Origin of the sequence: Paenarthrobacter sp. CM16, from assembly GCF_013179505.1 — a bacterium.
In the GTDB taxonomy this organism is placed as follows: Bacteria; Actinomycetota; Actinomycetes; order Actinomycetales; family Micrococcaceae; genus Arthrobacter.
Genome location: NZ_JABMCX010000048.1, coordinates 1 through 21,788 on the forward strand (window position 1 = coordinate 1; position 21,788 = coordinate 21,788).

At 59.8% G+C, this 21,788-nt stretch carries 22 protein-coding genes and 1 pseudogene; 7 read left to right on the forward strand and 16 right to left on the reverse strand.

Annotation, left to right across the window (positions count from 1 at the left end):
• Positions 1–1,355 (reverse strand): annotated as a pseudogene (locus HP499_RS06190) (PD40 domain-containing protein); the annotation flags it as partial.
• A gap of 85 nt (positions 1,356–1,440) precedes the next feature.
• Here HP499_RS06190 and HP499_RS06195 point away from each other — a divergent pair.
• Positions 1,441–2,340, forward strand: a complete 900-nt coding sequence (locus tag HP499_RS06195; RefSeq protein ID WP_172323016.1) for a TIGR01777 family oxidoreductase — start codon at positions 1,441–1,443, stop codon at positions 2,338–2,340.
• A gap of 16 nt (positions 2,341–2,356) precedes the next feature.
• Here the strand turns inward: HP499_RS06195 and HP499_RS06200 are convergent, their stop codons facing one another.
• Positions 2,357–3,997 carry a serine/threonine-protein kinase gene (locus HP499_RS06200; protein WP_172323017.1) on the reverse strand — a complete coding sequence of 547 codons (1,641 nt, stop codon included), beginning with the start codon at positions 3,995–3,997 and terminating at the stop codon, positions 2,357–2,359.
• Between the two features lie 148 nt (positions 3,998–4,145).
• Between HP499_RS06200 and lipB the strand changes: the two genes are divergently transcribed.
• Both lipB and lipA read left to right on the forward strand, forming a co-directional pair.
• On the forward strand, positions 4,146–4,814 hold the full coding sequence (gene lipB, locus HP499_RS06205; protein WP_172323018.1) for a lipoyl(octanoyl) transferase LipB: 669 nt from the start codon (positions 4,146–4,148) through the stop codon (positions 4,812–4,814).
• Complete coding sequence (gene lipA, locus HP499_RS06210; RefSeq protein ID WP_172323019.1) at positions 4,811–5,830, forward strand: lipoyl synthase; 1,020 nt, start codon at positions 4,811–4,813, stop codon at positions 5,828–5,830. Before lipB ends, lipA begins: the two co-directional genes overlap by 4 nt.
• A 52-nt stretch (positions 5,831–5,882) precedes the next feature.
• Here the strand turns inward: lipA and HP499_RS06215 are convergent, their stop codons facing one another.
• Genes HP499_RS06215 through HP499_RS06225 form a run of 3 tightly spaced genes read right to left on the reverse strand, consistent with a single transcriptional unit; the run spans position 5,883 to position 10,622 of the window.
• Complete coding sequence (locus HP499_RS06215; protein ID WP_172323020.1) at positions 5,883–6,740, reverse strand: acyltransferase; 858 nt, start codon at positions 6,738–6,740, stop codon at positions 5,883–5,885.
• Positions 6,724–8,598, reverse strand: coding sequence for a hypothetical protein (locus HP499_RS06220; RefSeq protein ID WP_172323021.1), 1,875 nt, complete (start codon positions 8,596–8,598; stop codon positions 6,724–6,726). The genes HP499_RS06215 and HP499_RS06220 overlap by 17 nt, the downstream gene beginning before the upstream one ends.
• Positions 8,598–10,622, reverse strand: coding sequence for a CDP-glycerol glycerophosphotransferase family protein (locus tag HP499_RS06225; RefSeq protein WP_172323022.1), 2,025 nt, complete (start codon positions 10,620–10,622; stop codon positions 8,598–8,600). Before HP499_RS06225 ends, HP499_RS06220 begins: the two co-directional genes overlap by 1 nt.
• 190 nt (positions 10,623–10,812) lie before the next feature.
• Here HP499_RS06225 and HP499_RS06230 point away from each other — a divergent pair, with 190 nt between their 5' ends.
• Positions 10,813–11,574, forward strand: coding sequence for a DUF4191 domain-containing protein (locus HP499_RS06230; protein ID WP_172323023.1), 762 nt, complete (start codon positions 10,813–10,815; stop codon positions 11,572–11,574).
• Between the two features lie 117 nt (positions 11,575–11,691).
• Here the strand turns inward: HP499_RS06230 and HP499_RS06235 are convergent, their stop codons facing one another.
• Complete coding sequence (locus HP499_RS06235; protein WP_172323024.1) at positions 11,692–12,129, reverse strand: RDD family protein; 438 nt, start codon at positions 12,127–12,129, stop codon at positions 11,692–11,694.
• A gap of 323 nt (positions 12,130–12,452) precedes the next feature.
• Here HP499_RS06235 and glnA point away from each other — a divergent pair, with 323 nt between their 5' ends.
• Positions 12,453–13,877, forward strand: coding sequence for a type I glutamate--ammonia ligase (gene glnA, locus HP499_RS06240; RefSeq protein WP_089594519.1), 1,425 nt, complete (start codon positions 12,453–12,455; stop codon positions 13,875–13,877).
• A gap of 370 nt (positions 13,878–14,247) precedes the next feature.
• Here glnA and HP499_RS25550 read toward each other — a convergent pair whose 3' ends face one another.
• The 5 genes from HP499_RS25550 to HP499_RS06260 all read right to left on the reverse strand — a co-directional run bounded on the left by HP499_RS25550 (position 14,248) and on the right by HP499_RS06260 (position 17,714).
• Entirely contained in the window at positions 14,248–14,616 is a 369-nt protein-coding gene (locus HP499_RS25550) for a DUF6602 domain-containing protein (RefSeq protein WP_375154242.1), read from the reverse strand.
• A gap of 217 nt (positions 14,617–14,833) precedes the next feature.
• Entirely contained in the window at positions 14,834–15,082 is a 249-nt protein-coding gene (locus HP499_RS06245; protein WP_172323025.1) for a hypothetical protein, read from the reverse strand.
• Between the two features lie 289 nt (positions 15,083–15,371).
• Entirely contained in the window at positions 15,372–15,605 is a 234-nt protein-coding gene (locus HP499_RS06250; RefSeq protein ID WP_216659793.1) for a helix-turn-helix domain-containing protein, read from the reverse strand.
• Between the two features lie 119 nt (positions 15,606–15,724).
• Complete coding sequence (locus tag HP499_RS06255) at positions 15,725–16,222, reverse strand: hypothetical protein (protein WP_172323026.1); 498 nt, start codon at positions 16,220–16,222, stop codon at positions 15,725–15,727.
• Positions 16,223–16,313: 91 nt separating this feature from the next.
• Positions 16,314–17,714 (reverse strand): alpha/beta hydrolase, encoded by a 1,401-nt coding sequence (locus HP499_RS06260; RefSeq protein WP_172323027.1) that lies wholly within the window; start codon positions 17,712–17,714, stop codon positions 16,314–16,316.
• 301 nt (positions 17,715–18,015) lie between these two features.
• Between HP499_RS06260 and HP499_RS06265 the strand changes: the two genes are divergently transcribed.
• Complete coding sequence (locus HP499_RS06265) at positions 18,016–18,189, forward strand: hypothetical protein (protein WP_172323028.1); 174 nt, start codon at positions 18,016–18,018, stop codon at positions 18,187–18,189.
• An 847-nt stretch (positions 18,190–19,036) separates the two neighbouring features.
• Here HP499_RS06265 and HP499_RS06270 read toward each other — a convergent pair.
• The 5 genes from HP499_RS06270 to HP499_RS06285 all read right to left on the reverse strand — a co-directional run bounded on the left by HP499_RS06270 (position 19,037) and on the right by HP499_RS06285 (position 21,365).
• Complete coding sequence (locus tag HP499_RS06270; RefSeq protein WP_172323029.1) at positions 19,037–19,300, reverse strand: helix-turn-helix domain-containing protein; 264 nt, start codon at positions 19,298–19,300, stop codon at positions 19,037–19,039.
• Positions 19,301–19,547: 247 nt separating this feature from the next.
• The gene (locus tag HP499_RS06275; protein WP_026542534.1) at positions 19,548–19,898 is read right to left on the reverse strand and encodes a hypothetical protein; all 351 of its coding nucleotides are present in this window, start codon (positions 19,896–19,898) and stop codon (positions 19,548–19,550) included.
• Between the two features lie 333 nt (positions 19,899–20,231).
• The gene (locus HP499_RS06280) at positions 20,232–20,459 is read right to left on the reverse strand and encodes a hypothetical protein (protein ID WP_172323030.1); all 228 of its coding nucleotides are present in this window, start codon (positions 20,457–20,459) and stop codon (positions 20,232–20,234) included.
• A 67-nt stretch (positions 20,460–20,526) separates the two neighbouring features.
• A complete protein-coding gene (locus HP499_RS25050) occupies positions 20,527–20,742 on the reverse strand; it encodes an AsnC family protein (RefSeq protein ID WP_253951435.1) in 216 nt (71 codons plus the stop codon).
• 32 nt (positions 20,743–20,774) lie between these two features.
• Positions 20,775–21,365 carry a GNAT family N-acetyltransferase gene (locus HP499_RS06285; protein ID WP_172323031.1) on the reverse strand — a complete coding sequence of 197 codons (591 nt, stop codon included), beginning with the start codon at positions 21,363–21,365 and terminating at the stop codon, positions 20,775–20,777.
• A gap of 59 nt (positions 21,366–21,424) precedes the next feature.
• Here HP499_RS06285 and HP499_RS06290 point away from each other — a divergent pair.
• On the forward strand, positions 21,425–21,788 hold a 364-nt coding region (locus HP499_RS06290), incomplete at its 3' end, for a sulfatase-like hydrolase/transferase (RefSeq protein ID WP_172323032.1).

The following is a 21,788-nucleotide window of genomic DNA, read 5'->3' on the forward strand; positions in this document are numbered from 1 at the left end:
TCGATCCGGACTTCAACCGCATCCTCCACTTGTTCCGGCACAGCGGGCGCATTCGTGGCACTGACGGTGTCCGCGGATGGCTCGGCTGATGTACCCGTAGTGGGCGTGACGGCCGGCGCAACAGGCACAGTAGCCCGCGCCGCAGCGCTCCCCTGCCCCAGGACGTTGGAAGCGGAGACGGGCTTAGGCAAGGGATCCGCGTCATTGACCGGCGCCGGCGTCGGGACAACTGCTACAGGCGCGTCTACAGCTGCGGACAAGCGCGAAGCGATGCGCTTGATGTACAGAGCCTCAACAGCGTCATGGTCAGCGACATAGGCAATCCGGCCATCCGTCAGCGGACGCGGCAGTCGGGCACGCACCCCCGGCGTGGCCTCCACCACACGCGAGGGCCCGTCCTTGTGCCGAAGCCAGTGGACAGTGCCGTGCGACTCAACGGCGCTGGCCGTGCCGGGGATATTGGGAACGACATCTCCAAGGTGGGCGGCGACTTTGAGCGGCGCGGGGCGTCGGGCCGGCGAGGCAGAACCGAGGGTGATATCGAGTTTGCCTGCCTCGGCGTCAGCCTCCAGTGAAGGAACCATCCACAACTCACCCGCCGATTCGAAGATCACCCGGTTACCGTCCGTGCTTGCGTGCCGGACGTAGAAGTCTTCGTGATCCGTGTGACGGCGCAACTCCGAGCCGTCCGGAAGCACGGAATAGAGGTTCCCGTACCCCTCGTGGTCCGAAAGGAAGGCGATCCGGCCCTTCACCCACAGGGGGTCCGTGAGGTTGCCCTCGATTCCGGGCACCAGACGCTCAAACTCACCGTTGCCGTCGGCGTCGATCCAGAGTTTGCCCGCTGTGCCGCCCCGGTAACGCTTCCACCAAGCCGGCTCGCGGGAAAGGACGCTGGCCACGACCACCGGCTTCTCATCGCCGACCTCGGGACCGAAGGCCACCGCTTCAACGGGGCCAAAGGGAAGTTCGACGGCGGCACCCCCGTCAAGCGGGAGACTATAGGCATGCGTGTGGCGGCTTTCAGCCTGCTGGAATGCGCTGGTCACCACGACGTTTCCGGAGGGCGTAAAACCTTTGACTTTAGTGGTGCTGTGGCCGAAGTATGTCAACTGCCTGTAGCCGCCGCCGTCGACATTCGCCGTGACCACCTCCGGAGACGTGCCAACAATCACTGTCCACACAAGGCGTTTTCCGTCCGGAGTGAAGCGGGGGTTCCTTGCCGGCAATTGCTGGGAGGAAACCCGCCAGGCACGTCCACCGGAAAGGGGCGCGACCCAGATGTCGTCTTCGGCCACGAACGTGACAAGATCGCCGTGCACATGCGGGAAACGGAGGTAGCTGGAGGAGGTCATTGTTCGATCATAGTCAAGAGGCGCCCGCCCTCCGCCGCACCGACAGGCGTTTCTGTCACACCCGTTTCCCATGGTGAGATGAGTCATGAGAATCGTGATGTCCGGAGCGTCGGGAATGATCGGAACGGCTTTGTCGGAGCGTTTGACCAGCCATGGCCATGAAGTCATACGGTTGGTGCGCAGACCCGCCAGGGACCACGGCGAGTGGACATGGGATCCAGCAGCGGGCCAACTTGACGAAGCCGTACTGGATACGGCGGAGGCCGTTATCAACCTCTCCGGAGCAGGCATCGGAGACCGTCCTTGGACCAAGAATCGCATCCAGGTCCTCCGGGATTCCCGGCTCCAGGCCACACGCACCCTGACCTCTGCCATGGGACGGCTTGGCACACCTCCGGCAACGTTCATCAGCCAGTCCGCCTCCGGCTACTACGGCGCCTCACGTGAAGGAATTCTTACCGAGGATTCAGGGCCCGGCTTTGGCGTACTGGGAAGCTTATGCGTTGAGTGGGAACGAACAGCCCGGACGGCACCACAGGGCGTAAGAGTAGTTACTCCCAGGACCGGCGTAGTGCTCAGCACCTCCGGCGGCGCATTGGGACCGCTCCTCCCCCTGCTGAAATTGGGGCTGGGTGGGCCGTTTGGAAACGGGCGGCAATTTTGGCCGTGGATCACCTTGGAGGACGAGGTGGCTGCACTGGCGTTTCTCCTGACTTCCGAAGTTGATGGAGCGGTCAATGTCTGCGCCCCCGAAAGCGCGGATGTCAACACCATCGTTGCCGCCTTGGCCAAAGCCTTCCATCGGCCGGCCTTCTTCCGCGTCCCGGGTCCCGCCTTGCGTTTGGTGCTGGGGCGGCTTGCCGATGAACTGGTTCTGGCCAACCAGAAGATGGAACCTGCCCGGTTGGCAGACTCTGGATTCGAATGGCAGCACCCATCCTTATCTGACGCCATGGCTTGGCTGACACAGGCGAAGAAACGCTGAACGGATGATTGCCTGATCAGCCCGTAGTTGGCGGACCGCTGTCCGCGGGAAGGATTTCCACAATCCACCAGCGTCCGTCAGCACGCATCACGTGCACGCTGAGATCCCGCGGCGGGCCAGGGGGCTGAGGCTGCGCTTGGGCGTTTGATGCATCATTGGCACCGGAGCCATTTTCCACATAACTGGATGTCGAGGCGGTGACTGTGACCACTGCATCGCCGGCCTCCGGGGATCCGGAAACACTGATCACCGATATCGTCGTCGAGAACCCGGCGTACACCGTGCCGGCTTTCCGGAGGTGGTCCGCCAGCAGCTTGTCAGAGGCTTCTGCGGGTGATCCCGGCGCATTGACCACATCCAGCAAGTCAAGCTTCCCCTGTCCCAGCGCCACGTCGCGAACGGATGACATCGAGGCTACTGCCACGGCCGGATCCTCGGCGTGGAGCCCTTCAGCCAGCACTTTGGGCAGCTCGCCTGATGAAGCTGTTCCAGGTTTGGGGACCAGGCCGCCGGCTTCCGCCGCTGCTTGCTGCGGCTGAGCAGGGAATTCCGCACTCTGCTGCTGCGGATTCTGCGACCACAATATCCAGGCAGCAACGCCAAGCAACACCCCGGTGGCCACTATGAATGCACCACTCCTGAACCAACGGACACGACGCCGGGGCCCCCGGCTATCCGTCGAAAGTCCTCTCTGCAATCCGAACGGGACCAGCCTCCGCCACCATCCGCCCCAGCGGGGTTTGCGGTAAACCGGACGCCCCAAAGCCTGCCGGCGCGTCAGGAGGTCGGGAATGACGGACGAGTGCACGGCGCCGGACAGGTCCACCGGTTCCGGAGCCGCGCTCCGGAAGATGGCCATCGCCATCTCCCTGGCTGTTGGACGCAGCAACGGATCCACGTCCAGCGCAGCCTCCAAAGCGGCCACCAACGACGCTGGAACATCGGGAACCATCACAGACAACGGTGGCCGGTGCAGCGTGGTTTCAGGGGCCGCCCCTGTCAGGCAGTACCAACCCACGGCGGCCAAGGAATAGACATCACGGTGAGGCTGAAGTTCCCGCGTTGTTCCGGCCCCCTCGCCGGCAGACGTACCGTCAGGTGCCATGAACCCGGGCGTTCCTGCCTCGAGGTTTGGCTGGTCACCGCCCACCATTGACGCAATTCCCAAGTCCGCGAGCAGTGGCTTCCCGTCCGCCGTGAAGAGGATATTTCCGGGCGCAACGTCTCCATGCACTGTGCCCTGCGCGTGAAGATAGGCCAATGCCTGTGCCAGAGGGGTCAGGATGGTGACTGTTTCTCCGACGTGGAGCCTTCCCCGGCCTGCAATCAGGTTGGCCAACGAGCCTCCTGGCGCGTAGTCCATGACGATACCCAACGACCCCGCGGAACCGCCTTCAAGAGGTACCACGTCATGGACCTGAATCAGGTGCTGGTGCTTCAGTGCGGACAAGTGCCCCACCTCGCGCATGACTTCCTCCAAAATCCCGGATGCCTCCATACGGGCCCCGGGACGGGGACATTTGAGCGCAAACCGGGCATCGTCGCTGCTCCTTGTGACAAGCCAGACAGTAGAAGTACTGCCTTGGCCCAAGAGGCGGGATGTCCCGTAGCCCGGAACGGACGGCACTGCAGCGGCGGGCGGATCCAGAGTTTCCATAGACAAGATCTACCGGAATACGGGATTTGCCGCAGAAGTTATCCACAGGTGGCTTGCGGGCCGCCTCTGGCGTCGGCGGCACGGGATGCGACTGAGAGGTTCACCACAAAACCATGGTCCGTGTCCAGCTGGGTCTAAGCTTGAACCCATGACTCTTGAGTTTTCACAACTGGGTCTTGCCCCGGATTTCGTTGACTACATGCAGGGCTGGGACCTGCAGCGCGAGATCCACAACAAAGTTGTTGCGGGCGAGAAGAACAGCACCGTTTTGCTCCTGGAGCACGCGGCCGTCTACACGGCCGGCAAACTCACGGAAGACCACGAGCGGCCCTTCGACGGAACGCCCGTTGTTCCCGTGGACCGCGGTGGGAAGTTGACGTGGCATGGACCCGGGCAACTGATCGCCTATCCCATCCTTAAACTCAAGAACCGCGCCGGTATCCGCGATTATGTGGAGCGCCTCGAAGCCACCATGATCGCCGTGATGGCGGACTACGGCATCAACGCGGTGACCGTGAAAGGCCGCGCCGGCGTTTGGATTCTTGCCGATGACAAAGGTCCGGACCGAAAAATTGCCGCTATCGGCATCCGTGTCCTGGACGGCGTCACCATGCACGGTGTCGCCATCAACTGCAGCAACGACCTCGCGCCTTACCAACAGATCATTGCTTGTGGGATTACTGACGCCAGCGTCTCCACCATGTCGCTGGAAGCCGGCCGGACCATCAACCCGGCCGACATCGTTGACCGCTTCGTGGAAGAATTCCGCAAGCATGAAGAAGCACTCGTTTCCACCCACGAAGGAGCACTCCAGTGACCCTGGCACCTGAAGGCCGTAAGTTGCTGCGCGTTGAGCAGCGTAACTCGGCGGTCCCGGTTGAACGTAAGCCTGAGTGGATCAAGGCCAAGGTCCAGATGGGTCCTGAGTTTGTCCAGCTTAAGAACCTGGTGAAGAAGGAAGGGCTGCACACGGTCTGTGAAGAGGCCGGTTGCCCGAACATCTTTGAGTGCTGGGAAGACAAGGAAGCGACGTTCCTGATCGGCGGGTCCGAGTGCACCCGGCGCTGTGATTTCTGCCAGATCGATACCGGCAAACCGTCCCCGGTGGACATGTTCGAGCCCACCAAGGTGGCCCGGAGTGTCCAGGCCATGCAGTTGCGTTACGCCACGGTGACCGGGGTGGCCCGTGATGACCTGGCCGATGAAGGTGTGTGGCTGTACGCCGAGACGGTCCGGAAGATCCACGAGCTGAACCCGGGCACCGGGGTGGAGCTGCTGATTCCGGACTTCTCCGGCAAGCCTGAGAACATCGCGGCGATCTGTGATTCCAAGCCCGAGGTGTTCGCGCACAATGTGGAGACCGTACCGAGGATTTTCAAGCGGATCCGTCCGGCGTTCCGGTACGAAAGGTCCCTGGACGTCATTACCCAGGGCCGGGACCTGGGCATGGTGACCAAGTCCAACCTGATCCTGGGCATGGGCGAGACCCGGGAAGAGATCTCCGAGGCGTTGCGCGACCTGCACGCTGCCGGGTGTGACCTGATCACGATCACCCAGTACCTTCGCCCGTCCGAGCGGCACTTGCCGGTGGACCGGTGGGTCAAGCCGCAGGAGTTCGTGGATCTCCAGCACGAGGCCGAGGAGATCGGTTTCCTCGGTGTCATGTCCGGGCCGCTGGTCCGTTCCTCGTACCGGGCCGGACGCTTGTGGGCCACCGCAATGCGGAAGAAAGGCCGGGACATCCCCGCCCACCTCGCACACATCGCCGAGGGCATCCAGGACTCCGGCACCACCCGCCAGGAAGCCTCCACCATCCTCGCCGCCCACGGCTAAAGCGAACCCTGCCCAGCCGCGTCGCCAATCCTGGCGGCGCGGCTGAGTTGTTTTATCCCATGTAGAACCGGTTCCGGGCAACCATGTGATCCAGTTGGAAGCACCAGGCAGCCCGTCCGATGCCGGAGGTAGCAGCATCCAAACCGCGTTCCAAGGTTTTGATGTCAATAACCTGTTCATCCGGACCGAAGATGAACTCATCCCCCGAATGGACCAGGCTCTTTGCCGTCTGGCTTCGCGAGTAGCCATGGACGGAGGGTCGTGTCCAAAAGATCCCCTTGCTGACGATTCGTGCCGGCACGCCTGCGGCAGTGGAATTGGAAGGAACCTTCTTGGTGATCAAGGCCCGGGCAGCAAGAATGCTTCCGGAACCGATCTTGGCTCCCTTAAGCAGGAGGGTATCCTCTCCCAACCACACGTGGTCCCCCACCCAAATGGACTCACTGGGATTGACCCGTTGATGGTGCTCCACTGAGTAGATCAGATGGGGGTCGGCCGTCCTGAAGGCAACCCGGGACGAGAACATGGCATCCCTGCCGACGATGACATGCTTGCGCTCGGTGGGAAGGACCCGTGCTTCAGCGGTGAAAGTGGCTCCCGGCCCCAGGTAGAAAACGGACTCTTCGAAGACCGTCACAATCAGCCGGAGGAAGCCATGGGACTTTCGAAGATGGATCACAGCGTCGTTTCCAAGAAACCGGAGCCTCGTGTTGCGGAGCCTTGTTCCGTCTTCCACAAACAGGACGTTTCCGGTTCCCGCGAATTCCACGCTGGATGAGGTGAACTCGGAACCGGGTGTCTCTTTGAGATGTACTACATTGTCTTCGATCGCGGCGACGTCCGCATAGGAGCGGATGATCTGGTTCTTCGGGGCCTGGATACCTTTGGCTGCATCAGTGCTGTCCGGCATGGGCCAACACCTCCCCTGAGTCCGCCAGCACAACGCTGGTGTCCTCCCAGTCGATCCCGGACAGCACCTCCACGGCATCGGCATGCGTTTCTCCATGGACAACAAGCAGCAAGCGCTGGACTCCGGCGGCGATGACAAACCTCAGCGCCGCGATGTCCGCCAAGGCCCAGCCGTCCAGAGGGTGGACTGCAGCCCTGTAAGCGGTGCGCATGCCGGACTCTGGGAGGTCTGGAAGTTCGGGTTCGAGGTCAGCAACAAAGTGTATTTCCATCGTGTCACCGCCGGTTGCCAGTGTTTGGCAGCGGTAGTGGAAGCGGGCAAAGGTATCTCCGTCAAGGACAACATAGTCCTGGGTGGTTTCCGTGTTGAGCGTCAAGGCGCGGGTGCTCAGGCTCCTCCTTGGTATCCGCGTTCCCGGCTTCACCGCTTCCGGCAGAGCACCCCTCCATGTGGTTCCATCGGCTTTCATGGCAATCACCTCGGAGAGCTGGTCTATGGGGTCGTAAGCGGGGAAGAAGCACTGTTCGGCGGCGGTGTACTTGACGAACTGATAGGAGTGCTCCGTCATCAACTGCAGGAACCGTGTCCTCCCTGCGTCTCCGGCGATGAACCAATTGGCCCCGGTGACCATGGAGGCCTCAGCGTCGATCCGGACCTGCACCTGAAGGGTCTGGTTGTAGCGGAACGTGCGCATCTCTTCACAAGTGAATTGCTGATCCACCGGGCGCCTGAGAAACCTCCGCATAATGCACAACATGGCCGGCAGCGCAGCCCTGGCGACGTCGGAGTGTGCGCCATGGACGCGGTACTTGGAGAGATTGGGTACGTCCGATGCCAACTCGATCAGTGAGTGGTTGCTCAGCTCGTCGTCGTTCGTGTAGAAGTAGTCAATTTTGCGACCTTCTGCGAAATACTGCCGGAGCCGGTCCTCCGGTTGTCCCACATCACGCAGCGCAGGATTCTGTAGGAGGTTGTCTTTGAAAAACGGCTTATTGAAGTAGTAGGGCAGATTCATTTGCGGAACGGCCAGGAGCAACGCGGCGCGCGGGTAGTCCTTGGCATAGTGGATGGCAATGGACCCGCCCTTGGAGGCGCCGAAGAACATCATCTCCTGGTGATTTATGTTGAACCGGCTCCGCAACGCTTCAATGGCTCCCCCGACACGACTCTCCAGGGGCCTGCCCGCGTTGTCCACCATCATGTAGGAACCAGCCACCAGATAACGGTCCTGGAAGCACACCATTAAGGTGTCCATCAGGTCTGCCTCCGTGAGGTCCTTGAGATAACTCACTGCATAGGAAATCCGGGTCGTTGATGGGCCAAATCCGGGGAAGGTGATGAGCATTTTCTTCGGATTTTTCGTATTGCCACGCAAGGAGTAGAAGACGTCCCCGTACTGCTCCACGCCGTATTGCTCATCGTAAGTGAGCTGCTGCTGGGTAGTGAATGCACCCCTCCCGATCTTCAGTTCATACGGCGCGTCGATATCGACAGCGAAGCGGGAGATGTCATCCGAAGTGACCACGATGTTGCGGTATTCAAGAGGAAAACCCCGCGCAGGTGGTTCGACCATATTTCCATAGACGACTTTCCCGTCCTGGAGAAGCCGGAACTGCTGCCCTTTCCATGCCTCCCAATTACCCAGGGTCAATTTCGCAAAATAGACCCCCTGCGGCAAGTTCTCGGAGGCAACCCGGCGGATCCTCCCCTCAAGGCCCTTCGCCTTGATGATGCGCCGCACGGGTGAATCAGCGCGGGATGCCATCACTGCCCTGGCAACTTCCAGTCCGGCAGGCGAATAGGCAGCCGCCCGGCCTGCCTTCGTAATCCTCTTCCTGAAGCCATGAATCAACGCCATCAGAGACTCAACATCCTTTCTACGATCTTTTCGTTGATGCGTGCCGGATCCACACCCTCGAAGAAACGCTCACGACGCCGGATGTACTTGGGGTTCTTGGCGGCGAAGTCTTCCCGCACGATGTGGTTCACCAGTTCGGAGTGTTCGCTGAAGACCGGACCCAGGCCGTCCTCGCTGTAGTCAAGCCGGCTTTCATAGGGCTGGTCCTTGAAGAAGTCCGCTGCGTCCCAGTGGTAGTACGCGATGGGTATGCCCACGAAGGCTGCGTCGAGGGCCGCCGAGCTGTAGTCGGTCACCACCAGCTCAGCGGCGCGAATCGCTTCCCGGTAGCTTAAATCAGACTTCACGATGCGGTCGGTGAACCTGAACTGACCGGCCCGCTTTTCCACATTGGGGTGCAGTTTCACGTGCATGATCCGGTCAGTGTCTTCAAGGAACTTCAAAAGCGCAGGGTCTGAAAGCAACTTGTCAATGGCATGGAAGTAGCTCGACTGGGCGAAGAGCTCAGCAGAGGACTGATGCAGGTTGAAGCGCCATGTAGGCATGAAGAGCAGATGCTGCTGCCCCTTCGTGTCGCGGGCCAAAGACTCGTAGCGTGGCAGTCCGCTGTTCAAGGTCTCAACAGGAGCCAATTTGCTCATATAGTCCGCCTCGATCCTGCCCGTGGCTACGAAGACGTCAAAGTACTTGGAGAGCACCCAGTCGGACATGTCGTTGAGCTGGATCCCGTGCTGAAGGTAGACAAAGCGAGAGTTGGCGAATGACTTGCCCCGGTATCTGATGCTGTAGATCTGGGAGGAAACCACAAGGTCTGATACCAGAAATTTCTCGTAGAACTCCGTAGTGAAAATGGAGATCAAATTGAAGCCCTTGGCCTCAAGGCGCACCCAGTCAGGCGACTTGGGATTGATTGCAAAGTACGCATGGGTGAATTCAGGATGCTGTGCCCTGAAGTACTCATAGAGATGCTCGGCATTGTCGTCAGCTTGAAAGGGCCGGTCGAAGAAAAGGATTGTGGAAGAAGGGCGGATCGGCCGGTTGTAGAAGTTGTAGCTACCGGGTCTGGCATGGCCGGATCTAAGATTGCGAGCCAGGTAACACTTGTTGATCGTCAGGATTTCATCACCGAAGAGCAACTCATACAGTGGCACCCCTGTATCGCAGTCATCGGTCTTGTGGCGGAAAACCAGGTAGGCGTCCTTGTGACTGAGTTGCTTGTAGAACTGTTTGCCGTCGGTTGGGTCAGCCAACCAGCGGATCCAAGCCGCCTCGAATGGTTGCAGCGGCTCCACCATTGCCACGAAGTCCATCAACTCGAACCCGTAGATCAGGTCGCGGAGATGGTCCAAGGTAATGGACGTCGCCTTCTGACCACGGATTCCCCTGAGGAACAGTGAAACGTAACGCAATACCTGCAGCCTGATTTCTTTGGAATGCACGGGCATCACCGGCATCAGGCGGTTGGCGTCCGCAGCAATCCTGAGCCCGATCGCAGCCTTGGTATCCGATGCCATGGAGAAACCCGTGGTCAACGGCCTGACTTTTGCGATGGACCAGTACATCCGGTAGCTGGTGTAGATGGCCGAGCGGTCCACATCCCCCAGCGCCTCCAGCGCGTCGGACAATCTCCTCGTATTGAAGGCGCTGCCAAAGACATCGGTGTCCCGGGCATAGTGGTAAGCGTCGTCGAGCTTGGTGCCGGCCACGTTCTTGGGGATCGGACCCGTGTAGATGACAGGCTCGGCAAGGTAGACGGTCCGGGACTTGAGGTATTCGAAGAGGGTGGAGACATAGTTGGCCGACAAGAGATGGGAGGTGCGCATAAAGATCACGTACTTGCTGTCAATCTCCTGGCAAAGCCTGGCAATGACGGTCGTCGTCAAGGTCTCAGCCACGTGCAGGACAGCGAAATGCGATTCAAGGCGCAGGCGTGCAGCAATCAAGCGCCGGTACATGGCCGACTCGCGGTCAAGTTGTCCGGTTTCCTCAAGGACGATGGTGAGCAGTGGCGGCGAATCGGGCATGTGGTTCCTATGGGGGTCGAACGTGGGAGATGCGCAGTACTAAGTCACTCCGGCGCTTCGGAGTCACTTAAACCAAGTGACACGGCAGGCTGGATCATGACGAAGAAAACGAAATTGAATCAACTGAGCCCCGATGGAGTTCCGCAACGCGTCCGGTGTCCGGGCGTCCATCACGTAGAATTGAGGCACTATGGCGAACTCCCCTGATTCCAGCAAATCGACCCCATCGGCCGACGCACCCAAGCGTGGGCTGTTCCAGCGCAAGCCCAAGGAAGCCAAGGCAAAGAAGCCCAGCCAACTGAAGCAAATCGCTGAAGTCTTCAAAATGACCCGGCGGAATGATCCCCAGGTTGTGTGGATCATGGTGCTGGCGTTCCTTGCCGTGGTGGCTGTCGCATTCCTGGTCGGTTTCCTCTTGGAGAACTGGGTCACCGGCCTCATTATCGGTATCCCGTTGGGGCTTCTGGCAGCGGTCTTCATCCTTTCCCGAAGGGCTGAAAAGGCCGCCTTCGCGCAGATTGAGAACCAGCCGGGCGCCTCAGGGGCCGCTTTGGGGACCCTCCGCCGCGGATGGGTCACTCAGGACCAACCTGTGGCAGTCAACCCACGTACTCAGGATGCAGTCTTCATGGCCATCGGGCGCCCCGGTGTTGTCCTGGTCAGCGAAGGCCCCACGCACCGCGTCAAACCCCTTGTGGATGCAGAGCGCAAGCGCCTCGCCCGGATCCTCCCGAACGTCACCATCCATGTCCTGGAATCCGGACGCGGAGAAGGCCAAGTACCGCTGAACAAGCTGGCAAAGACCATGGGCAAGCTCAAGAACGAGCTCACCAAGGTTGAAGTCAATGCCGTCAGCAAGCGCATCAATTCCTTGGGTAACCGACTTCCCATCCCCAAGGGCATTGACCCGTACAAGGCCCGCCCCGACCGCAAAGCCGCACGCGGACGCTGAGCTACTTGTTTGCAAACAAAAAACCGCTGCCCCTGTTCGGGGGCAGCGGTTTTTTGTTGGCAGCGGTTTGTCAGGAGTTCATGCGGGGCCGGGTGGATTCCGGCATCCGGAAGATCCTTACATCCGGATAAGGATCGTGTTCATGGCTTTGTCGTGCAGGCCCCGCTGGTCCGGGTCAAAAACGACCGCCGGAATAACCAGGCACAAGAGGATCGTCCTTACGACTGCGGCCAGCGGACCGGCCGGACCGCCCCCCAGCCGGACCACATGGATACCAACGATCCGGTGTCCAATGCTGTAACCCAGCGTGCCAATCAAGAGAATCTGTTCTGCCGCGAAGATGGCCAGCGTAGCCCACTGGTTGCCGCCGAAGGCAAAATTGCTGATGACCAGCGCAATGGTCCAGTCCACTACGATGCCAAGGATGCGTCGCCCGGCGCGCGCGGTGGAGCCGGGTCCCGACTCGGGAAGCCCGAGCCTCTCCCCGGGATATTTGGAGATTCCGGAGGTGTCCGGGCCGCTCAACCAGGAGCCAATGTCTTTTCGATCAACCACCCCTCAAGCCTAACGGCTGGCACGCTTGGTGTCCGACCCGCCGCGGGGCGGGAGTCGGCGCCAAGGTCCACATATCCCGGCGCAGTGTTCGCCCACCGGACCCACATGGACCAGACACCGGGAAGCCGACTACCGTTTACACAACAGATGATTCTGTAACCTGCCGGAAACAATACTGACACCCCCGGGAAATCCCATCTCCCTATGGTGGTATGAGTTGCCAGCCACCACTGCAAGGGGATGTTTTGTGTCTCTGGAGCTTTGGCATGGGCTGCACCACGCGGCCTTCCGGGCCTGTTACTTGATATGCATAAGGAGCATAGATGTTCAAGACTGCGGACGAAGTCCTCAAGTTCATCAAAGACGAAGACGTCAAATTCGTCGATATCCGCTTCACCGACCTTCCTGGTGTCCAGCAGCACTTCAATGTGCCGGCCAAGAGCGTTGACCTTGACTTCTTCGTCAACGGCCAGCTTTTCGATGGTTCTTCCATCCGCGGCTTCCAGGGCATCGCTGAGTCCGACATGCAGCTCATCCCGGATGTGACCTCGGCCTTCATCGACACGTTCCGCATCGAGAAGACTCTTGCGCTGAACTTCTCCATCGTGAACCCCCGCACCGGTGACCCCTACCACCGCGACCCCCGCGGCGTGGCCGAGAAGGCTGAAGCCTACCTCGCCTCTACGGGTATCGCCGACACCGCGTTCTTCGCTCCCGAAGCTGAGTTCTTTGTCTTCGACAACATCCAGTACGAGTCCTCCCCGCAGGGCAGCTTCTACAAGATCGACTCCGAAGAAGCACACTGGAACACGGGCCGCAAGGAAGAGGGCGGCAACCTCGGTTACAAGACCCCGGTCAAGGGCGGGTACTTCCCCGTCTCCCCCACCGATAAGCAGGCCGACCTGCGCGACGCCATGTGCATCGAGCTGGACAAGGCCGGCCTCGAAGTTGAGCGCTCCCACCACGAAGTTGGATCCGCCGGCCAGGCTGAGATCAACTACAAGTTCACCACGCTGACCGCGGCTGCTGATGACCTGCAGAAGTTCAAGTACATCATCAAGAACACCGCCGATGCCTGGGGCAAGTCCGTTACCTTCATGCCGAAGCCTGTCTTCGGCGACAACGGCTCGGGCATGCACTGCCACCAGTCCCTGTGGAGCAACGGCGACCCCCTGTTCTACGACGAAAAGGGCTACGCAGGGCTCTCCGACATGGCCCGCTGGTACATCGGCGGCCTGCTGAAGCACTCCTCCGCAGTCCTGGCTTTCACCAACCCGACGGTCAACTCCTACCGCCGCCTGGTCAAGGGCTTCGAAGCCCCCGTGAACATGGTCTACTCGCAGGGCAACCGCTCCGCCGGTATCCGTATCCCGATCACGGGCACCAACCCGAAGGCCAAGCGCATCGAGTTCCGCGCTCCGGACCCCTCCTCCAACCCGTACCTGGCATTCGCTGCCCAGCTGATGGCCGGCATTGACGGCATCCGCAACCGCATCGAGCCGCCGGCTCCGATCGACAAGGACCTCTACGAGCTTCCCGCCGAGGAAGCCAAGGACATCCCCAAGGCTCCGGGCTCCTTGGAAGAAGCCCTCGAAGCCCTTCGCGAGGACAACGAGTTCCTCCAGGCCGGCGGTGTCTTCACCCAGGACCTCATCGATACTTGGATCGACTACAAGTACGAGAATGAGATCCGCCCGTTGTCGCTGCGCCCGAACCCTTACGAGTTCGAGCTCTACTACGGCGTCTAGCTAAATCATGCGGCAGACGCGGGTGTAGTCCGCAGACAGTCCGCAAGAATCAAGACACAGAAAAGGCCGGTCCCAGGTTTAACCACCTGAGGGCCGGCCTTTTGTCCTTAACGAATTGCCATCTATGCACGCCGCTCCGCACGCGAACTGAGCCGATCCGCAAGGACGCTGGCAACGGCGGCGCGTGCCGTATCTTCCTTGTCAGGCCACATGTGCCCGTAGGTGTCGAGAGTTGTTTTGGCTGACGAGTGCCTAAGACTCTTTTGGACAACCTTCACATCAAGCCCTTGAGCTCGCACCGTCGCCGCAGCGTTCACCTCGACAGAAGAACAACTAACCGAATTGCCGGGACAACGGCAGAGTCAATGGACTAGCGCGTAAGGAGCTGGCCCCTGGCCCAAGCCGGGGGCCTCATCCTCACACTCAGCGCACCGCTCACTAGCTGCCCAGTCCCAACGTTCCGAAAGAAGAGCGATTCAAGATGCGGAAACCCCCATCGCAGCCCTCTATAAAGCGCCGGTGTCCGAGCCTTGTCGTAGAGGATGACATCTACCTGGCGGCTTTCCGAGCCCAGGCTGTCAACGATCTGTCCGTTTGCGACGCCTATGGAGTCGGGTAGGTGTGCTGCAAGGAATTCGCGGAGAACATCCTCGGCCTCCGTCCCGATGGTTAGGTTATGGCCGTAGGCGTCACGTATCTGCTGCAGACTCAGCTGCAACTGTTTCGCAGCCGTCCCCATAAGGTTAGGAAGTCGGGGGACGGAACTGCGGGGGCATTAGGCATAGAGTCTATTGTTGCGTATTTTTCGATTTGCCCTGGCACCCACATAGGGCCCCTTCTGTGACTGAGTGGTGCACCGGTGCACCGCACCGCAACTATCAACCGTCAGCTTTGGTCCCTTGTCTCCGGCAACATACATGCTCGTCTTCGGAACGCCTCGGCGGCTGTGGCCTAGTCTAAGACTGCCCGTCATTCGTGGGAGTGACTCCCCACTCGATTGCGTCATGCACTTGAGTTTTGAGGTGGGCTTCGTGATGTTCATCGGTTGTGTCGATGATTTCCGCGTCCCCGGGATCTACAGGTACTGGGTCGGTCGTTGAGTCAATCCCGAGGCTGTCCCCCTTCTCCTTCAAAAGAGAATCGAGATGGTCTTTAGAGTCCTTCTCAGCGGCGAACAAGCGATCGTGCACGGGGTCACTAGTCATGGCAAGATGCTAGCCCAGTTGCTCTAAGTACTCACGCAGGAAGGGCTAGGTATCTGGACAGGTAGTTGGGCATCACTTGTCATCAAAGTTGAGTACTGACTACGCGTGCCGGACCTGTGGGGCTGGTCTTTACTGAGTTCAGCGGATCCTCGCAACGGCCATCGTTTCCCCCACTTTGGCCGGGGCTGCCCTCGGTTCCGCGGCAAGGGCCGGACCAAGCCTTCAAGCGGAACGGTCCGGCCCTGCGCCAACTGATCCGAGCATGGAAAACAGGCACGATCTTCAGCGACTACGGCCTTGGAGGAGCAGGGTGGAGAGGGTTGTCCTCATCGAGATCGCCAGCGGCGATTCGTTCGCTGACTTGCCGGTAGACGTCCTGGATCAAGTCCTCAAGGTCTTGGCGTCCGATGCGCCAGACGTTGCGGCCCCCGATTTGGATGCCCTTGAGCTGGCCGGTCTTGAGCATGGCGCGGATCTGAACCTCGCTGGTCGCCAGCTCATCCGCCACCTGCTCAATCGTCAGGAAACGCGGGCTCGGCTTATCGTCTTCAGACGTATAGAGAACGCTATCAACAGTGGGAACGGCTAGGGACCGGCAGCCAGGACTGAATGGCGGGCATCGGGTGTCATTGCCTCGTGGAGTTATTGTGTGGGGTCTTCGCGAACGACTAGGCCTTCGTCGCCGGGGAGTACTTTCCCTTGTTTACGTTCTGCTTCGTCTTCGTCGTTCAATGTAACCGCGTCGCCCGGCGAGCAGGGAGCAGTGGCACCAACGCTGTACGACTTGTCAGATGCATCAGTATCGAACTCAGCCCGAAGGACAGGACCACCCTCTGCGAAGACGGTCGGATGTGTCGTTGGATTAACGGTGCGTACGGTCATCCCCAGGGATTTCCAATACTCGGCTACGCGTTTGGCGTCCTCAATATGGTCGGTTCCTTGGGGTGCCCAGCGGTCGTAACCATAGCTGGCTCCCTTCTCGCCCTTTCCAAGGGAGCACTCCTGCGCCCACGCGACGCCGTTGCGGGGCCACCAACCGGTGACGTCGAGTTGCTTGGTGGTGTTGATGACGAGTTCGACCACGCGGTCCCGCCCTTCCCTGGCACTGATTGTCTTTTCCGGCGTCGCTTTGTCTGACATTGTCGCGTTTGGCTCCTTCTCAGCGCATGCGGTTACTGTCATTCCCATCATTAGCACGGCCGTCACGGCCGTGAGGATCCTAATATGCGTCTTAACCGCTGGCATTCGACATTCCTTCCAGTAGGGCCTTTTGCAGATCAGTCGGCCCCAGCGGGACATACGGGGTGATCTTCTCGGTTTCTCCCCTGATTGCCCAGGCTACATTTTTTAGAGACTCTGTTCGCTCGTCAAAATATCCGGCCTGTTCGCCACCCTCCGGCACGAGACCGTTGTGGTCGGTGACGGGCCGTCCGGCTTCGCCACCGGTATCAGTGCCGAAGGCGTGGGAACCAAACTCAGGTTTGATCGGGTTCACGTGGTGGTCACGGCTGTTTTCCCGGCCGGTCCAGGCCCACTGGTCACCGCTTTCGGTTTCGCCAGGTATCTTGTCGCGCGCATGACCGGAGTATACGTGTCCTGCGTTGAGGTCAGCGGCGGTACGGACGTTATCGGGCAGCCCTGCCGAGCCGAGCGTGACGAAGTTATCCACCTTGATACCCGGCTGAGTCAGGGCCACCGCGGCAGTGGTACTCCCGTACGAGTGAGCCACAATATTGAGTTGCGGCGCGCTCTCACCGCGGACTGCAGACAGGCCACCGAGCGCCCCGGCGAGCTTATGCCCACCCGCTACTGCGCGATTCACGTCAAGAACGCCGAGGTTAAGGTTGTTATCCAGTGCGGGCGCGGGCGGGGTCTCGTACCCAATCCAGGACACCACAGCGCTTCCTTCCGGAAGCAGGTTATGTAGGTTTTGGGCTGCTTTCGTCCACCCCGTCATGTCACCGGTGGTGGTATTCATGCCCGGAACCGCGTAGGTGACACTGCTCGCAGTGTCGAGATCGCCGATCGACACGGATGCCAAGGGTGGGTTGTCCTGAGTGAGCGAGATGAGATGCCGCTCGCTGGTGCTGCCGCGTGGACCTTTCAGGGCGTCTCCGATGTTGTGGAGCACGTCGAGTCGTTTCTGCAAGTCAGTGAGTGATTTCCTCATCACGGCCACCACGGGAGGCACCTCACCGTAGGTCACGGGTGTCTCATCGACGAGAGACTGCATCTGGGCGATTTGGGCCTTCACATCGGTTACGGCTGCCTTGAGCGCGGTTTGGTTGGCGTGGTCCCGGGCCTTGTAGGGCATTCCTTCCAGGTTTCCGAAGACCGTAGGGAGCTTTGTCAGCAAGAGATCCTGTCGTACCGAGTACTGGGTTTTGGCTCCCGGGGGAGGGTTCAAGCCCGTCCACCACGAGTGGATCTCGGTTGGGTTTATCAACTGAAGCTGTGACTTTAGCGCTGGAGAGGCCGTCAGCATGGCGGCGAGCTCTTCTGCGGGCACGGACGAAAGCGCGTGCAACAGTTCCTGATCGCTCAACGGAGAGACCTGTACGGGCCAGATCGAGCGCTCCGTTTGAGAGGGATCCTCCGCCGGCGGCAGCGAATGAATCAGCGATGTGTTCAATCCAGTAAGCATCCGCTTCATTCTCGCTCAAGAGCCGCTCAAAACCGCCAGGGAACGAGTTCGATCCGAGCAGAACCCAGGAGCACGATGAAGTGAAAGACACCCACGCGTTGCCCAACTGCATGAGATCTTGCTGCATGCCTGTGTTAGACGCCCTAGCTTGGGCCACGAACGTGCGTAGATGGTCTGGAACGGCAGAACTTTTCCCGTTCGAAGATCCTCCCCCTGAGGTGCGGTTGCGTTGTCTGGGAGAGAAGACAGCAGAGATAGTTGGTGGCGCGACCGGCGCCTCAGAGGGTTTTTGATCAAAGAGTCCCTCCACCGCAGTGCCGACGTCTCCGATGAAGTTCTCGCGCCTGCTTTCACGTTCGGCCTCCCGCTCACGCCAAGCCGCCAGGCGGGACTGGCGGTCACGTTCCTCCCGCGCTTTCTGCTGTGCTTCTTCTACCTGCCCGGCAAGATCGTCAAGCACTGAGGCCAGCTTCCCCCGATCCTCAACCTCAATTGAGGCAGCCTCTTTGAACAAGTCCGCATACCCACCAGCGAAGTCCTCCAGCGCTGTCTCTACCGCCCCACGACGAAACACACCTTCATCACGAAGCCGCCCGTCGACATCACGGGCAACCCTGACCAACGACGCGGCAGAATCATCATCAAACGCAACGGCCACTACTTACTCCCCCAATGAAATCCCTACGAACTGGACAGGAAGGGCCGTGAGGCCCTCCCATCTACGACAACTACGCGCCGCCGCCAGCAGAGAAAATATCCTGCGAAATCTTCTGCAACTGACCAATAGCAGCCTTAGCTTGCTCAGTAGACAACACACGCGACATAGAAACCCTCAAAGAGAAAATGTAAACCGCCGGCGGCATCACCACCGGGGCCGGACATGCCCGACACTATCAATACCAAACCAATAAATCCAACAAATGGGGAAATTGCACCTCCCCAGTACGCATGCCTCGTATACGTTCGAACCCGCGCCGGCCCCCTGAACCTAGAAGGGGTGATCCTCAAACTCTGTCAGCCCATCCGCTTAGGGTCTCACTCATGGCGAAGTTTGACCGTGATGGTTTCCAGAAGATGATGGCCGAGCTAAACGCGGAGGACGGGCCGGCGCGGTTGCGCGCAGCCCATATGAGGACATGGAGCCCGACCCAGAGTATCTGCGGCAGAAGAGCTGATGCACATTTTTGCAGATTTACACGTAGTGGACTTGCGCAAACCTGCATTTCTGTTAATCTAATAGCAGTTCAAGCGTGTTGGTTTGAAGAACCGCTTTGAGGGGTCCTGCTGTGGTGGCGCGGACCCCTTAGGCGTTAAGAGCGCGGGATTCTGCTTTGTCTAGAACGTGAACCTACCTTGCGACGCGGCTCGGGCGCCTCGGCGGCAGGAGCCTTCAACTGCTCATAGATTTCCCGGACGTGGGATTCAGTAAACCGCAGGCGGTTGCCAACCTTCATGTGAGGCCAGTTGTCGCGCTGGGCAAGAGTAGTGACTTGATTGTTGCTGATCTGTAGAGCCTCAGCCAGTTGCGTCGTGGTGAATACACGTTCGGGCTGGAATATATCGTCAGTGGTCATCGAAGCATCCTATTAGGAATCCAGGCCTTCGCAGTCCGCAAAAGGGCCGCAAGAGCCCAATTTTGGCCCACACCCGACCACCGACAAAACCCCTAGAACTAGCGGAACTCAACCGTATACAACCACCCACAATCAGAGTTGTCTAGTTCGAGCTCTACTACGGCGTCTAAGCTACACAAGAAACAATAACCACAACGATCCCCGGCCCATACGGACCGGGGATCGTTTTTTGGTGCAGTAGCGCGGACTACTCAGTCTTATCCTGATCGCGTTCGCGGATGTTCCTGGCGATCTCGTCCAGTTTCTCCTTGACGAACCCGGCCGCTTCCGAAAGGCCCTTCTCAGCGCTTCCGAGCGGATCAAGCTGAAGGTAGACCTTGTGATCTATGGTGAGGTCGTATTCATCCTTCAGGTGGGTGCCGCCACCCACTCCAGCGAGCGATAGGTAGACCAGCGCTTCAGTTCGCGCAATACCCGCGATGGTTCCGAAGACCACAGTGAAGTCATTGGGCTGAAAGCTCACGGACTGACCCACGTGGCGCCGGTCCAACTCCCCGGCTGTTATGGTCTTCTCTGTCGAACTTCCGTTGTATTCCATGGACTTTTCCTCTGCCTCGAGAACGGTGACAAAAGAAGTCTATAAGGATACTTAGCGTCTGCGCAGCTTGATGCTCCCATGGTCACGCCCACTGCGGTGGAACGCGCCAAGGGAACCAAAGATCAATGCCGGGTTCGGGGCGCCTGTCCCGCTACCTCAGGTGCCGCACAGTCAGTGCAGAATACCCGATCGGTTTCTTCGCCGCAGCACTGGCAGCGATGGAGCAGGGCCGCTGGTTCAATCACATACGTTGTCATAACCACCATGCTGCCCTCGCGGAAACCCGGGGGCACGAGTAGTGTGTACTCGTTTTTTCACCAGCAGCCGCCGCAACTACTTGGATTCGGGAGTACTTCCACCGTCCGGGAGGGCTGTACCGCTGGATTCGAACCGTCCGTCACGGGCGGCAGGTTCGTCGTCGGAGAAGGTTGCAAAGCAGCGCCTGCAGGCAAAAGTTCCAGCACGGCCGTGACGGGAGGACCAGTGCGGCCCGGCCTGCTCGCAGCGGAAGCAGCACATGGTGGAGAATGCCGCACCGTCCGCATCCAGCATGCTTGTCACGCGAGAAGCTTAAGCGACCCCCGCCACCCGCGACCAGCCCTTTTCGCTCCCGATTTCGGCGCCGCCCCTATTGCTTTCCATACTTTTTGTGCACAGCCTGCTTGCTGACGCCCAGGCAAAGGGCTATCGCTTCCCAGGACAAACCTGACTGCCTGGCGGCCCGAACTAATGACGCTTCCTGTCGCCCTACTTCTTTTTGTAGTTCCGCCACTGCATACAGTGCCTCAGCCGGGCCCATTCCATCCATTGATCCCACCAGGGTTTTCATTCGATCCACCTCCATGCCGTCAACTCTAGTTGACGTCGCAAGGAGCGTCAACCAGAGTTGACGCATGGTCCGTCGAAGGCCCGATACATGATGCGCTGCGGACCGGAACTGCCTCCCTCATACCTGCCGGCATCCACGAAACCCGCCTTGGCATAAGCGGCCTGGCCCGCCGGGTTGCGCTCGTTAACGGACAGCACGACGCCGGCCTGACCGCCTCCCAGCCGTATCGTCAGCTTCCGCGCTTCCTCCACGACCGCACGCGCGGACCGTGTTCCCAAGCCTCGCCCTTGGCTTCCCGAGTCAATCAGGAAGCCCCTGAGAAGCCACGCAGAATCATCATCGGACCAACCTGCCAACCGGGCGGCACTGGATTGGAGGGTCAGCACGCCAACAGCCATACCCCCGGACTCGATGACATACGGCATGCGGGACTCTTCCTCCAGGGCTATCAGCATCATCCGGAGAGGGTCACCGACGAACGCCCGCTGCCAGTCCTCGACCGACAGCCGGGCGACCGCTCCGAGCTGGATGGCCCGCGCGTCTTCGTCCAGGTGCTTGAGGGGGATCAACCAGATGTCACCGACTTCCATGTGATCACTAACGCTCGAAAATAGATCTTCCGAGTCATATTCGAGCATTTCCTGATTCTTCCTACTAGGGTTGCCACATCAGTTCCCTACGTCGAAGGAACCATTCCATGAGCCGGCCGAACGTCATTCTGATTTGCGTCGATGAATGGAGGGGCGACTGCCTGTCCTCGGATGGCCACCCCCACGTGGAAACTCCACACCTTGACGAACTCGCCCGAAGCGGCGTCCGCTTTTCCAAAGGCTACTCTGCTACACCTTCCTGTGTTCCTGCCCGGGTGGCCCTGTTTACCGGCCAGTCCCAGGAACGGCACGGCCGGGTGGGGTACAACGACGGCGTCCCGTTCCACGCAGTCCACCCGGTGACAGTACAGGACGAGTTCAGAAAGGGCGGCTACCACACACAGGCAATCGGCAAGATGCATGTGTGGCCGGAACGCTCCAGGCTCGGCTTCGATGACGTGATCCTTCACG

Excerpts from the sequence above, each read along its gene's own strand:
- HP499_RS06195 (WP_172323016.1), top strand. The coding sequence starts at position 1,441 with ATGAGAATCGTGATGTCCGGAGCGTCGGGAATGATCGGAACGGCTTTG.
- HP499_RS06200 (WP_172323017.1), bottom strand. The coding sequence starts at position 3,997 with ATGGAAACTCTGGATCCGCCCGCCGCTGCAGTGCCGTCCGTTCCGGGC.
- lipB (WP_172323018.1), top strand. The coding sequence starts at position 4,146 with ATGACTCTTGAGTTTTCACAACTGGGTCTTGCCCCGGATTTCGTTGAC.
- HP499_RS06215 (WP_172323020.1), bottom strand. The coding sequence starts at position 6,740 with ATGCCGGACAGCACTGATGCAGCCAAAGGTATCCAGGCCCCGAAGAAC.
- HP499_RS06220 (WP_172323021.1), bottom strand. The coding sequence starts at position 8,598 with ATGGCGTTGATTCATGGCTTCAGGAAGAGGATTACGAAGGCAGGCCGG.
- HP499_RS06225 (WP_172323022.1), bottom strand. The coding sequence starts at position 10,622 with ATGCCCGATTCGCCGCCACTGCTCACCATCGTCCTTGAGGAAACCGGA.
- HP499_RS06230 (WP_172323023.1), top strand. The coding sequence starts at position 10,813 with ATGGCGAACTCCCCTGATTCCAGCAAATCGACCCCATCGGCCGACGCA.
- glnA (WP_089594519.1), top strand. The coding sequence starts at position 12,453 with ATGTTCAAGACTGCGGACGAAGTCCTCAAGTTCATCAAAGACGAAGAC.
- HP499_RS25550 (WP_375154242.1), bottom strand. The coding sequence starts at position 14,616 with ATGGGGACGGCTGCGAAACAGTTGCAGCTGAGTCTGCAGCAGATACGT.
- HP499_RS06245 (WP_172323025.1), bottom strand. The coding sequence starts at position 15,082 with ATGACTAGTGACCCCGTGCACGATCGCTTGTTCGCCGCTGAGAAGGAC.
- HP499_RS06255 (WP_172323026.1), bottom strand. The coding sequence starts at position 16,222 with ATGTCAGACAAAGCGACGCCGGAAAAGACAATCAGTGCCAGGGAAGGG.
- HP499_RS06270 (WP_172323029.1), bottom strand. The coding sequence starts at position 19,300 with ATGACCACTGACGATATATTCCAGCCCGAACGTGTATTCACCACGACG.
- HP499_RS06275 (WP_026542534.1), bottom strand. The coding sequence starts at position 19,898 with ATGGAATACAACGGAAGTTCGACAGAGAAGACCATAACAGCCGGGGAG.
- HP499_RS25050 (WP_253951435.1), bottom strand. The coding sequence starts at position 20,742 with ATGGAGGTGGATCGAATGAAAACCCTGGTGGGATCAATGGATGGAATG.
- HP499_RS06285 (WP_172323031.1), bottom strand. The coding sequence starts at position 21,365 with ATGCTCGAATATGACTCGGAAGATCTATTTTCGAGCGTTAGTGATCAC.